Here is a 12,706-nt window from a genome sequence, read left to right on the forward strand (position 1 = left end):
TAACATGTAATTCAAATATGAAATAGAGTGAAAATGAATCTTTTATTTTTTCTTCATTGCACGCAAAAAAGCACCTATTGTCGTATATTGACAATGAGGTGCTTAACTCACGTAATTTTCATATTGGGTATTTAACACCTTATATACATTCACTATCTTTCTATTTCACTCCAAATATCAATATCACTTTCATTTAAAATCGATTTAATTTCGTCTTTCTCAAAAACTACTAAATAATTATAAGGTAAAGCTAGTACTTGAATAATTGCAGGTTTCATTTTTAATAATTCGTAGGCGTATATGGTCTCTAATTCTCCTGATACTTCTTCATTGATAGGACCTATATACCAACCCGAATCATCTTCATCACAACCACTAGATCTTTGTAAATAAAACTCTTCTTGTTGCAACACGTCTTTCGCTATCACAATCTTATCATTAAATTTTATTAATTCCCCCTCCATATTTAATCGGCGTAAGCAATATGATTGCTCAAGTTGTACCCATAATGCAATCGTTAAGTCTTCCGTCTTATCTTTAAAAGGATTTTTAGTATAATCCCGGGTAATAATTTGATAATACTCTTCATACTTATATAAACTATAAACAGACCATCCAATTTGTATTGAAAATCCATCTATTAATTTATCTTCTACTTTAGATAATAAATTAAATAGTGTTTCTACATGAAAAATTAAAGGTTCTTCTACTTTAGCTTTTATATTTTTATTACCTATATTTTTGATTATTGTTTTCAAATAAATGTTCTCCACTTCTATTGAATTTGCTCACTCAATCTACATTCCTCAACTTGCCTTATATAGACTTTCGTTATAAACAACAATAATATTTCTAATATTAAAACTCTTCTCCCCACACTACTGTATTTCCTATTTCTAACTCGACATAATATTCTCGACCTTCAATTGGATTTTCTCCATTCCAACTACCTTTTCTATGTCGTGCCAACTACTACGTTAAAACTTACGAATTTGTACGAGTTCATTAGTTTAATATACATTCCATCTGTTTATATTCATCCCCCAGTAAAATATCATCTTGCCTAAGCTCGTACTTCTTTTTCTTTTCTATCATTGTACATAGTACTCTATAATGGTTCAACCATCATAGAGTACTGACTTTCAAACACCCTTTCACTTTTTTATTCCACTTAAAGACTCTCTTTTTCACTCTTCATCATCATAAGCATCTCCAAGTGATTCAAGTTCACTCTTTAGCCAATACCAATATTGTCCATTGTTCTTAATAAGTTTTTCAAGTAATTCAGTGAATGAAGTTGCGATAACTTGCGTCTCCCCAACTATTCCATGTCGATCAAAGAAACTATCATAACATCTACCTAATCTCTCTTCACTAAGATCTATTGTTAAATATTCACCCTTACCATCATTGCATATAATATACCAATTTGATGAAATATCTTCTTCACATAACTCTCCTACAATTACGGGATTAGCCAAAATAAACTCCTCTGGGGTAACAATATGAATAGGATATTCCTCATTTTCAAATAAAGTTAGACCACCACAAAGACTATAAAATTCTTTTAAATCACCTGGTAGCATATGCTTATTCTTATCAATTATCGGTAATTCTGTAGGCTCCTGAACTCGACAATTAGGTAATGATTTTACTTTTTTAATCAACTGATTAATATTTCCCATCTAAATTACTCCCTAAAATTATATTGATTAAAGGCCCTATAATACTCTTGTCTAGCTAAACGTGGTACATTCGCAGCATCAAACATTTTTTCCGTCAATTCTTGTATTTCTTTTGGTGAAACAGATTTCCAATCTACTTTACCTCCAACCTTTTTCCCTGTTTTTTCAAAGAGTGATTGTCTATAAACAGCTTTAGTAGCATTGTGTTGCTCTTTAGTTAAAGCTAAAGTTGGAGTATTCGCCCCTCTACTAACATAATCAGGGACATTATGTTTAGCCCATACATCCATAACTCCATGATGATTTTCTAATGGTGAATTGCTTGGCCTATACGGTACTATATCGTATGGTTCTGAAGTCTTACCATCTTTAGACTTCGCAAACTTATAATAAGCTTCTATTAATTCGCCTTGGGGTATTTTGGTTACAATAGTTCCACCAACACTAGAGAATGCATAGGAAGCCTCTCTCTTAAATGATTGTAACATTTCAAGCGTTGGCTTCAATTCTTTTGCTAGTTTTACTGCATTAGCAAATGTACTTACTCCACTTGATGCTTTTGCTCCTTTTGCGATATGGCCTATTGAAGATTCAGCTAAACTCCGCTATATGTATATAAACGAATAATATGTTGATGAAGTTACTAACAATCAATTAGATATTATGGATATTTAGATAAAAAAATCCAGTGATAATTCATAATTCGTCTGCGTTTCAACCTCTCGTACATATTTCCTAATTAGTTCTGTATCAATCTTACTTCTAGCTCACTGGATCCATTACCAACATTACCCTTATACCTACTTTAATACAAACTAAAAAATCCACAGTGTAAAAATTTATCACTGTGGATTCCAACATTTATTTTTCTTGGCAATGCACCATATCATAAGGGTAATATGAACTATCTTTCAAGGTTGAGTCATCTAATTTTAAAATTTTAGCGATTGCTCCACTTTCAAAACTCCAGTAACCACTATAAATGTCATGTTTATTTTCATGTGCATCGTACCATGCTTCCTCTAAATGTCCCTTATACCAATACTCCTTTATATATTTCTCTAAATTTTTTATAGAATTCTCTTGTGAAATTTTATTACTCTCAATTACTTCTTTTAATTTGAAATATGGATATTTTACATAAAACTCACTTTGCTCATAAAAATCTGATGGCTCACTATTTCTAAAAGCAATAAAATAATTAATCAAATAATCATTTAATCCTTCTTTCCTTACCATTGCTATTAGTCTATTAAATTCTTTATCTTCAACATTTAGCATTACTGCTATAGATATCATCCATAACATACGTATATATCCACTTTCTTTATTCCACACTTTTTCCATTATATTTATTACTTCAGGTAAAAAATCACGAATAGTTTGAATAGAACAACCCGCAGAGTACATTGCCCTTAATTTATTAAAATGATACCCTTGTAACGCTATATATCCATTCTTTACACCTTTATCATCTTTGCCTCTTTCCTCAATAACCTTTTCAACCAATAATAAAAACTTTTCTATTCTCTTTTCCTCATAATTGATAAATTTGTTAAAATATATATCATTTTTGATTTTATCCCTTAGCATAATTTCTTTTCCACCTTTTATACTTCAAGAATTTTCTTCACAATCGTTCCATCAGGCATAACTTGAATAACAATTCTTTGAACATTTTCTGGATTCAGCAACATCTCTTCCACAATTTGACCAATATCTTTCTCATCTTCACTTATCAAATCATAAACCTACATGAACACCTTCTTTATACAACCAACATAGGTCTGTTCCATAAGGAGCATCAAAAATTTCTAACATAACCGGGGCTATTTTTAATACAGAGTTTGCTCCTAAAACTTGAAAATTTGACAATTTTTATATATCGTGACAGTGACAACTACTATGTTAAAACTTACGAGTTTGTACGATTTCGTTAGTTCCATATACATTCCATGTGTTTATATTCATCGCCTGATAAAATGTCATCTTGCCTAAGCTCGTACTTCTTTTTCAATTCTATCATTGCACATAGTACTCCATGATGGTATTACCATCATGAGTCTTAACTTTTTAACAGCCTATTTTAAATCGCAACGTCTTGATAACCTACTTCAGTTACTTTTTCATTTAACAAACGAATCCCTAGCCCATTTTCTGTATCCCATGTACAATTAAATGTAATTCCAATATCCCGACCGTCAAAAATACCTGCATAGGGAACAACAATCCCATCTAAACTTATCATTTCTAATATTTCATTAGTTGTTTCAACTAATGGATAACTTTCATTTACTTCAATATCATAACCTAGTTCCTGACGCTCTTGTTTGTAATAGTCTAATACTGATTGCAAAAAGCTTTGTTGTAATTGTTCCCAATTTTGCATAAGTGAAGTATATGCTACATATTGTTCTTCATCAAACTTACCATCCTCATCACCTTTTACTATTAGCGCTATCTCGACTTCATGTCCAAAAAAGTTAATGCTAGTATCCTTAGACCACACAAAATCATATTCAAGCTCACCAAAAATCGCATCATTTATTTTCATCTTACTTCTCCTTTTTATTTATTAGCAAATTCTCCCGGCTCAAACGCACCTGCGTTTATCTCACCTACTCCACCAAGATGCCCAAATCTTTTATTTATCTCTGTCGGTACAAGTTGCATTATTTTCACATCATTTACTTCATGCCATGTTAATTGATTTTTTGTTCGATATTTGTCTATGTCTTTCGCGGTAATCCCACCAGGTTCCATTCCAAATTGGCGAGCTAGTTCAACTGAGTCATTTAGCTTATCTGCTAACTTTTGATCTGCTTGAGCAAAATTGTATGTCCTAGCTTATGTACCATAATTACCTTTTCCTCCAAGTATATAGTCAATTTCAATTTGAGCCTTTGATACTGGCGAAAAATCAGGCACTCCATTTTTATATTGAATACCTTTAATGCCAGCCTCATCTAATATACGTTTCAATTTGAGGCCTGGTGGTGGTTTAAGTGTACTTAAAGATTCTCCTCTGATTCCTTCAAATTCAACCTTCGAATTAACTGGTGAAGGTGTCTGATTATACCTTACTTCATAAGAACTAGCAAAATCAGTTTGTCTAAAAACAGGTGGAACTTCAGCCTCTCTATTACCCGTATCCGTACCACCATCTTTAGACTTCGCAAACTTATAATAAGCTTCTATCAATTCGCCTTGAGGTATTTTGGTTACGATAGTTCCACCAACACTAGAGAATGCATAGGAAGCATTTCTCTTAAATAATTGTAACATTTCAAGCGTAGGCTTAAATTCATTTGCTAGTTTTACTGCATTAGCAAATGTACTTACTCCACTTGATACTTTTGCACTGGCCTATTTTATTTAGTGCCTTATCATCCATTAATGAAGTAGCTATTTGCCTTGATCCAAGGAGAGATATAATATTTGTTATTCAAATCCATAAAAAGAAATCAGCACTTATGAATTGTGGTTTCTTTTAACAGATAACTATTTTCCTGTAAGGTTTGTCGCTATATTTGAATATTAATTTACTATCATATTTTTTTGATTCACACATGAAATTTCTCAAAGAATAAAACCTTTTAGTTTACTAAAAAACCTTGAAAGGCACATAGCCAATCAAGGTTAAATAACTACTCAACATTTACTGAAACAAATGTAGTTTCATCACTTGGAAAATCATCAGGAAATGCATTGCATATTAATTTCTTCGTTATTATTTGATATAAAAATTCTATCATCGTAAGTGAGTAAGTATAATTCTTTGGTGATCCCGATTTATATACCACAATTTTCCACTCATCGGGTTTTCCATCTGTTAACCAGTACAATTCGTCACCATTATCAGTGTATGCCCATGGAAGTATCCCCCCACTTGAAGGGTAAACATCATGTTTATAATATTGTGGAAAACTTTTCTTAGATTGTATATATGAATCCATTATTTCCTTCTGCCTACCAAGATAATTTACATTTTCATCGTTTACAAAAGGAGTTAATATCCACAAGAAATTGTCAATACCACCTGTACCATAAGTTTCAATAAATTTTACATAGTCTGTAGGCAGACCCGTACCAAGAATACCGAAAAAATTCCCCATTGTTCTTTATCCCCAGTTTTTTGGCATTGAAAAGCATACTATATAACTGCAATTGAAGCCTATGCGTATGTGAAATACGAGGTACAAAAAAGAATTCGCTTAAATAATAATTTTCAATTGAAATCAACAAAAGAGACCTCAAATGTGAAGTCTCTCTTGTTGATTATTTTCCATAAGTAACTCGCCATTTATTTGTTTATTTTAAGACAGATAACATGGTCCATTCAAATATCTATCCTAAAGAAAACTTTTTCTTCTACAAATTCTTTTCCTGTCGTCATAATCTAGTAGAATAGGTTCAATTAATTCTTATTAATTGCGATAAATTCACTAGGAATCTCATCTACCTCTTATTCTTGCAACCAATTTCGTGCCACTGATGAACACCCTTTACAGGTGTTAAAAACATAGAAAAACCTTGAAAAGCATATATGCCAATCAAGGTCTCAGTTTATATACCACCTATTATTTAGATATTCCACTTTCCCATACTCTTTTTCCGTCAGTTAAAAACACTGCACTTGGCGGATCATCATAGAGAGAAATTTCAACCAATGAACTTTTTTCTTGTATCAACCAATTATATACAATACCTTCGTTAGTAGAAGGTTGAGATAAAATATGATTTACTTGAAATGCTGTTGCATAATATTCTGCGTATGCGGGGTCATCATCATCTAATCCATTGTCTGTCTCATAAAATGTGTCTGTTTTGCCTATAATTCTCAACCCACTGTTCCACTCTAATATGATTTCTACACCTTCATGCTCTGTTAATGTTTTAAATAAAGAATCTGCTTCCATAGACATCCTCTTTCTTAATTTTATTCTGATGGTTTTGCTGGTACTATATGGGCACCATCTTTTCCATAATGTATCATTCCTCTACTAGTCTCTATATATTGTCCGGTCACAGTGTCATAGTATTTACCTATTGGTTTACCAAAGTCCACTCTTTCTTTATTTTTGGTAACAGTGGTTCCTTTTCCTGCAAACTTATCAAGCAATTCTTGCGCTATTTTATTATCGCCATAGAAAATGCTCTTATTTTTTCCATTTGCTAATTCTTGTTTATAGTTCGGTGTATCGGGAATATGCTTTTCTTGAGCTCCTGCTTTCACTTTTATTGGATAACCATTTACTTCACGGTATGGACCTTTAGGTACAGAATCTTTTCCATAAGAAGGTATTCGATTACTCGCACCCTTACCTCCACCAGAAGACTGGATTTTTTGAATAGTATCCTTAGCATTTTGAATCGATTTATTCCAAACAAATCCACCATGCGCAAAAAGACTAGCCCCAGCAGTTGTTGCAGCTATATCTAATGGAATAACAATTGGTGACGCTAACCCGCCAGTTCCTACTTCTGCCACGATAGTTAAGAAATTAGATCCGCCTATGAGCGAGATACCTTCAAACATTTCTACAATGGATCCGACTATTGATATAACATTTCCAGCCAACCTTCCAACTTGGTAAGTTGTCTTACTTTCTAATTTATCATTCTCATGTGGTTGTAGTCCAAAAAAGTTTTCTAGTGCTGCATCACCAGCACCTTGAAAAAATTCGATAACTCCATGCAAAAATGATTGCGCATAAATGGCTGTTTTTTCATGCCATGATCTATTGTCTTCCTGCTCTTGTAAGTTAAATTGTTGTTTTTGCAAAGTAATTTGTTTCATCTCGGTTTGTCGAGCTTGTTCTTCTATAATCCCCTGAATAGAACTCACCCAATCCATATTCAACCCTTGTGTACTAAACGTCCCACTCACAGGACTAAATCCTTTCCCACTTTGCACTTCAGCGAGTCCGGCTGTGATGCTAGCCGCTAATTGGAGAGCAGTGCTGTAGTTGTTGCTGGATGAATGTTCGAATTCTTGTAAACGCTCTAGTTTTTCTTCCAGTTTTTTTCTCATTGCACCTAATACCGTTACAATCGCACTTACTCCGGGCATTGGTGTAAGTACTTCTATTGCTTCTATACTTGTAATCGATTGATTAATTCCCCGTATTTGTTCTCTTATTTCTTGTTCAATCACATCTGTCGAAGCAACTTTCGCTTGGAACTCGTTTGGAAATGCTTCGTTTTGGCGAATTAATTCTTCACATAAGCATATGATTCCTTGCGCTAATGGCCGAAATGTTTGGACAAGGTAGGCTTTTGCACTACTGTATGTTTGTCCTTGTAGTACTGTATCTACCGCAAATGCATCAATAGATTGAATGGCTTGTTCCATACTTTCAATCGTAGCATTACATATAGCGTTCATACTTTGAGTTTGACTTTGTACTTCTCCCAAATACATGTTTAAACTCATGTATTGGCCTCCCTTTGTAGTTGCTGCTGTTCATAGGAAAGGTCGTTTTCTTTCTCACTGAGATGCCGTTTTTCTTTAAGCAACGTCTCTTTTTCAATTTCTAATTCGAATGTAAGTTTTCTTTCATACTGTCCGATTTCTTGCCGCATATTCGTAAAAAGGTGAAACACTTCTTTGTCGCCGTGCCAAGTTTCTAGTATTCGGTTAAATAAACGATTGCTTCTATTTTTCCATTCATGAAAACTAGCCTCTGCTCGTTCTTGATTTTGCAGCGCAATTCGGTTTTCATTTTGTTCTTCAAATATATTTCGTAATTTTTGATTACATTGACTGATTCTCTTTTCAATTTCTTGACTCATCTTTTCGCCCTACCTTTTCCCCTTTACGTAGGTTGTTACATTATTGAAAAGTCTTTTGAAGTCCTGTATCCATTTTCTCAAATTCATTTGCTACGGAATGGATATTATCAATTGTTTGTTGAAAAGCAGTACAAAATTGTTTCGTGATCTGTAAATTTTGTTGATTTGCTTCTTGTGCCTTGAAGTTCACAGATAGTGTAGTATGCGTTGCCTTATTTATAGAGCGACTAGTAGCACTTTGCATTCTATCTGAAGCATTTCTCATTTTCGTTGCAAGTTGCGTTGCCGTATGCAAATTACTTTGAAATTCTCCCATTACTTACTCCCCTCTACCTTTTATTTACAAGAAAATTATAACACGGAAAAATATCCCAATAAACCAAATGTTCGAATTTAACATACAATTCACCACAGTTACTGAGGATACGAGCAACACTTATCAATCAACATAACTGAGTCCAAAATGGATTCTACTTATACAAAAAAGATGACTTCAGCCATATGCTAAAGTCATCTTTTTCTACCTTATTATTTTACTAACTCTCCATTATAAGCTTTTATATCAAGAGGAGCAGTTAAAAATTGTGCTGCTTTACTAACGAAAGATGTGAAGTGTTCACTCGTATTATGGCTCGCAACTGCTGCTTCATCTTTCCATACTTCTACCATCGTATAAACACTTTCTTTTTCTGTATCTTTATATAAGTCATAAGATACATTTCCACTTTCTTCTCTTGAACCATGAATGAGTGGCTGAATTTCTTCTAAAAATGCTTGTTGTTTTGCTGGGTCTACTTGAAATATTGCGTGAATAATAATCATGGTGCTTCCCCTCTCATCTTTCACTTATTGAAGTTCTTTTATAAAATTATTTCCACTCTGCAACTTTTTCAATTGGAAGACGTACTGATTGGTAACCACTGTCTGCAGCTTTCCCGATTGAAATTAACATAACTGGTACGTAGCGTTCTTTATCTAGTCCAAATGCTTCTGCGATTTGGTCTTTTTCAAATCCACCAATTGGACAAGTGTCATAACCGTGCGCACGAGCTGCTAGCATAAATTGCATTGCTACAAGACCACCGTCAATTAATACCGTATCTTTCATTACTTCTGGTGTAACCATTGAGAAGTAAGCTGAAAGTTTTTTCATTTGGTCTTCTTTTACTTCTGCTGGCATTAAGCCACGCTCTACTGCTGTACCGTAAATTTCCTCTGCGTTATCAAAATTGTTTAAATCACCAAATAAAGCAATCATTGCTGAAGATGTTTCTACTTGAGATTGATTGAATTTCGCAAGTGGCGCAAGTGTTGCTTTCGCTTCGTCACTTTCAATCACTACGAATCTCCATGGTTGCATGTTTACTGAAGATGGTGCAAGTGTTGCTTCTGTAAGAATTTCTGTCATTTCTTCTTTGCTAATTTTCACTGAAGGGTCGTACTTACGAATTGAACGACGTCCTGTTAAAATTTCGTTAAAATCATTTGTTTTTACTGAGTTAGTCATAGTTGTATTCTCCCTTTTTTATAATTCTTTTATATTTTCTTGAATGTGATTTAACATATTTAAAAGATTATCGCGTTCTTCCTCACTTAATCCTTTAAATGCAGATGCTGCAAAACGTTCTTTTTCTTCTTGAAACGCCTGAATTTTATTTCGCCCCTCTTCAGTAAGAGAAACTAACGTAATTCTGTTATCATCTGGATTTTTACGTCTTACAATCATTTCATTGGCCTCAAGCTGCTTTAAATGCCTTGTTATCGCAGCATTATCAATATTCACTTCTTGCTGAAGTGCTTTTTGACTAATTTCACCTACTTCAAATAATTGAAGTATAAGCTCTAATCGAGACTGGCTCATACCCGTACACCCTTCAAATTTCGAACTTACTTCTTTATTTAGAAAGTGTAATTTATATAAAATAATCGCTTCTTTTGAGCATGAACTTGTCAAATTAACCCTCCTTTACAATCAAAATAAAAACATTTGATGTATCAATAGTTGATATGTCAATTAATATAATCTATATCGATTTAGAATGCAAGCATTTTGTTTTCATTTTATTTTTTCCAAATTAAGGCGCTTTGTAGCGTTACAAATAATGTTAATTGCACTATAATAGTAATAATTTAAATGACTGGAGAGTGATTGTAATGCGGCAATACACAAATAGAAATGAGGAAATGAAAATGGAAAATGAAATGAGGATATTCATAAATGACAACAATAAATATAGGGATTGTTGCGCACGTAGACGCTGGCAAGACGAGTTTGACTGAGCGTATTCTTTATGAAACGAATGTGATTAAAGAAATTGGCCGAGTAGATAGTGGTAATACACAAACTGACTCAATGGAATTAGAAAGACAACGCGGAATTACGATTAAAGCATCTGTCGTTTCTTTCTTTATTGATGATGTAAAAGTAAATGTCATTGATACACCTGGACACGCTGATTTTATCGCTGAAGTGGAGCGATCATTCCGCGTTCTAGACGGTGCGATTTTAGTTATCTCTGCCGTTGAAGGTGTGCAAGCACAAACAAAAATTTTAATGCGAACATTACAGAAACTAAACATACCGACAATTTTATTCGTTAATAAAATTGATCGTAGTGGAGCAAACACTGAAAAAGTTATGAAACAAATAAAAGAGGTTCTTTCAAATGAAGCATTCCCCTTCTATTCTGTTCTAAACGAAGGAACGAAAGAAGCCCGGATCATTGAATACAAATCATATGACGATTGTATGGAACTGTTAGCACCATTTAATGAATCATTACTTGAATCATATGTAAATAACGAAATAATACCGGACGCACTATTAAGAGAAAAACTAGAACAGCAAATACAGCAAGCAAATGTGTATCCAATCTTTTTCGGCTCAGCAATGACAGGTATAGGAGTAACTGAAATACTTGAAAAACTTCCTGCCCTAATGCCAGCTCTTACATCCGCACAAGAGGAACCATTATCCGGTGTTGTTTTTAAAATTGAACGTGAACCTTCTGGAGAAAAGGTTGCGTATATAAGAGTTTTTTCAGGTAGCTTACACGTTAGAAAATATGTTGATATACAGCGCGATGAGTCTCTACCACATAAAGAAAAGATTAAAAAAATGTGTATGTTTCATAGCGGAAATGCTGTTCAATCTACTATCGTTCCTAGCGGAGAATTTTGCAAAGTGTGGGGACTGAATGATATAAAAATTGGTGATATTATCGGTGAACGTACGGATTATATAAAAGATATTCACTTTGCCGAACCACAAATGGAAGCTTCCATTGACGCAGTACCAAAAGAACGAATTCATGATTTATACGCTGCACTTATGGAACTATGTGAAGAAGATCCACTTATTAAAGTGTGGAAAGATGATGTTCATAATGAACTATACATTCGCCTTTTCGGTGAGGTACAAAAAGAAGTAATTGAAACAACACTTTATGAGAAATATAATTTGCAGGTTACTTTTTCAAATACGCGAGTTGTATGTATCGAGAAACCAATTGGCGTAGGCAATTCTGTTGAAGTAATGGGTGAAAAAGAGAATCCATTTTACGCAACAATCGGTTTCAAAGTTGAACGTGGGAAGCATAACTCTGGCATAACGTACGACTTAGGTATTGAACTTGGATCACTACCTTTAGCATTTCATAAAGCGATTGAAGATACGGTATTTCAAACGTTAAAACAAGGTTTATACGGATGGGAAGTTACGGACATTATCGTCACGTTAACACATACTGGTTATGCAAGCCCTGTTACAACAGCGAGTGACTTTAGAAACTTAACACCGCTCGTTTTAATGGATGCTTTACAGCAAGCTGAAACATGTGTATTTGAGCCATTAAACGAATTTGAATTAACTGTACCGGAGCACGCAATTAGTACCGCGATGTATAAGCTCGCTGCCATTCCAGCGACTTTTGCAGAGCCTATATTGCATAATGATTCTTATCACTTAACTGGATCGTTACCTATTGCGAAAACAGAAAATTTTAAACGAATGCTCCATTCATTTACAGAAGGAGAAGGAATCTTTACAACGAAGCCAGCTGGTTTCACAATGCTTACGGCTCCCTTCCCTACTCGAAAACGCGTTGACTTTAATCCGCTGAATCGAAAGGATTATTTGCTTCATGTGTTGAAGGCTTATTAATCCAAACAACTAATAAGCGCCCTCTAGTATGATACTTTTCCTTACTAAAGGGCGCCTTTTTATA

13 protein-coding genes and 3 pseudogenes are annotated in these 12,706 nt (G+C 34.0%); 1 reads left to right on the plus strand and 15 read right to left on the minus strand.

Annotated features, from left to right (window positions below):
• Positions 1–152: 152 nt before the first annotated feature.
• The 15 genes and pseudogenes from JDS92_RS00060 to JDS92_RS00135 form a co-directional block, all read right to left on the minus strand.
• On the minus strand, positions 153–758 hold the full coding sequence (locus JDS92_RS00060; protein WP_142345840.1) for an immunity protein Imm33 domain-containing protein: 606 nt from the start codon (positions 756–758) through the stop codon (positions 153–155).
• A 429-nt stretch (positions 759–1,187) separates the two neighbouring features.
• Positions 1,188–1,685 carry an SMI1/KNR4 family protein gene (locus JDS92_RS00065; protein WP_199631315.1) on the minus strand — a complete coding sequence of 166 codons (498 nt, stop codon included), beginning with the start codon at positions 1,683–1,685 and terminating at the stop codon, positions 1,188–1,190.
• A gap of 5 nt (positions 1,686–1,690) precedes the next feature.
• Positions 1,691–2,071, minus strand: a pseudogene (locus JDS92_RS00070) (sugar-binding protein); the annotation flags it as partial.
• Between the two features lie 475 nt (positions 2,072–2,546).
• Positions 2,547–3,278, minus strand: coding sequence for a PoNe immunity protein domain-containing protein (locus JDS92_RS00075; RefSeq protein WP_079245693.1), 732 nt, complete (start codon positions 3,276–3,278; stop codon positions 2,547–2,549).
• A gap of 107 nt (positions 3,279–3,385) precedes the next feature.
• Positions 3,386–3,557: pseudogene (locus JDS92_RS31325) on the minus strand (DUF2185 domain-containing protein); the annotation flags it as partial.
• Between the two features lie 214 nt (positions 3,558–3,771).
• Positions 3,772–4,239, minus strand: coding sequence for a DUF6985 domain-containing protein (locus tag JDS92_RS00085; protein ID WP_098911287.1), 468 nt, complete (start codon positions 4,237–4,239; stop codon positions 3,772–3,774).
• A 14-nt stretch (positions 4,240–4,253) separates the two neighbouring features.
• A pseudogene (locus JDS92_RS30735) lies at positions 4,254–5,106 on the minus strand (HNH endonuclease); the annotation flags it as partial.
• A gap of 226 nt (positions 5,107–5,332) precedes the next feature.
• Complete coding sequence (locus tag JDS92_RS00100; protein ID WP_242475974.1) at positions 5,333–5,800, minus strand: SMI1/KNR4 family protein; 468 nt, start codon at positions 5,798–5,800, stop codon at positions 5,333–5,335.
• A 465-nt stretch (positions 5,801–6,265) separates the two neighbouring features.
• Entirely contained in the window at positions 6,266–6,604 is a 339-nt protein-coding gene (locus tag JDS92_RS00105; RefSeq protein ID WP_142345838.1) for a hypothetical protein, read from the minus strand.
• Positions 6,605–6,624: 20 nt separating this feature from the next.
• Positions 6,625–8,121 carry a polymorphic toxin type 50 domain-containing protein gene (locus tag JDS92_RS00110; protein WP_199631316.1) on the minus strand — a complete coding sequence of 499 codons (1,497 nt, stop codon included), beginning with the start codon at positions 8,119–8,121 and terminating at the stop codon, positions 6,625–6,627.
• Entirely contained in the window at positions 8,118–8,480 is a 363-nt protein-coding gene (locus JDS92_RS00115; RefSeq protein WP_000076582.1) for a DUF3958 family protein, read from the minus strand. The genes JDS92_RS00110 and JDS92_RS00115 overlap by 4 nt, the downstream gene beginning before the upstream one ends.
• A 40-nt stretch (positions 8,481–8,520) precedes the next feature.
• Entirely contained in the window at positions 8,521–8,796 is a 276-nt protein-coding gene (locus tag JDS92_RS00120; RefSeq protein ID WP_199631317.1) for a TIGR04197 family type VII secretion effector, read from the minus strand.
• 212 nt (positions 8,797–9,008) lie between these two features.
• Positions 9,009–9,302, minus strand: coding sequence for a putative quinol monooxygenase (locus JDS92_RS00125; RefSeq protein ID WP_000583804.1), 294 nt, complete (start codon positions 9,300–9,302; stop codon positions 9,009–9,011).
• 46 nt (positions 9,303–9,348) lie between these two features.
• Positions 9,349–9,987: a nitroreductase family protein gene (locus tag JDS92_RS00130; RefSeq protein WP_000185391.1), complete on the minus strand. Its 639-nt coding sequence runs from the start codon at positions 9,985–9,987 to the stop codon at positions 9,349–9,351.
• An 18-nt stretch (positions 9,988–10,005) separates the two neighbouring features.
• Entirely contained in the window at positions 10,006–10,434 is a 429-nt protein-coding gene (locus JDS92_RS00135; protein ID WP_000204162.1) for a MarR family winged helix-turn-helix transcriptional regulator, read from the minus strand.
• A 264-nt stretch (positions 10,435–10,698) separates the two neighbouring features.
• On the opposite strand from JDS92_RS00135, the gene JDS92_RS00140 reads away from it, so the two are divergent.
• Positions 10,699–12,642 carry an elongation factor G gene (locus JDS92_RS00140; protein ID WP_199631318.1) on the plus strand — a complete coding sequence of 648 codons (1,944 nt, stop codon included), beginning with the start codon at positions 10,699–10,701 and terminating at the stop codon, positions 12,640–12,642.
• Positions 12,643–12,706: the final 64 nt, after the last annotated feature.

This window comes from Bacillus cereus group sp. N12 (genome assembly GCF_016483575.1).
GTDB lineage: Bacteria > Bacillota > Bacilli > Bacillales > Bacillaceae_G > Bacillus_A > Bacillus_A toyonensis.

Bases quoted from the DNA above. Each gene is read 5' to 3' on its own strand.
- JDS92_RS00085 (WP_098911287.1), bottom strand. From the start codon at position 4,239: ATGAAAATAAATGATGCGATTTTTGGTGAGCTTGAATATGATTTTGTG.
- JDS92_RS00110 (WP_199631316.1), bottom strand. From the start codon at position 8,121: ATGAGTTTAAACATGTATTTGGGAGAAGTACAAAGTCAAACTCAAAGT.
- JDS92_RS00125 (WP_000583804.1), bottom strand. From the start codon at position 9,302: ATGATTATTATTCACGCAATATTTCAAGTAGACCCAGCAAAACAACAA.
- JDS92_RS00140 (WP_199631318.1), top strand. From the start codon at position 10,699: ATGACAACAATAAATATAGGGATTGTTGCGCACGTAGACGCTGGCAAG.
- JDS92_RS00120 (WP_199631317.1), bottom strand. From the start codon at position 8,796: ATGGGAGAATTTCAAAGTAATTTGCATACGGCAACGCAACTTGCAACG.
- JDS92_RS00105 (WP_142345838.1), bottom strand. From the start codon at position 6,604: ATGGAAGCAGATTCTTTATTTAAAACATTAACAGAGCATGAAGGTGTA.
- JDS92_RS00115 (WP_000076582.1), bottom strand. From the start codon at position 8,480: ATGAGTCAAGAAATTGAAAAGAGAATCAGTCAATGTAATCAAAAATTA.
- JDS92_RS00065 (WP_199631315.1), bottom strand. From the start codon at position 1,685: ATGGGAAATATTAATCAGTTGATTAAAAAAGTAAAATCATTACCTAAT.
- JDS92_RS00130 (WP_000185391.1), bottom strand. From the start codon at position 9,987: ATGACTAACTCAGTAAAAACAAATGATTTTAACGAAATTTTAACAGGA.
- JDS92_RS00075 (WP_079245693.1), bottom strand. From the start codon at position 3,278: ATGCTAAGGGATAAAATCAAAAATGATATATATTTTAACAAATTTATC.
- JDS92_RS00100 (WP_242475974.1), bottom strand. From the start codon at position 5,800: ATGGGGAATTTTTTCGGTATTCTTGGTACGGGTCTGCCTACAGACTAT.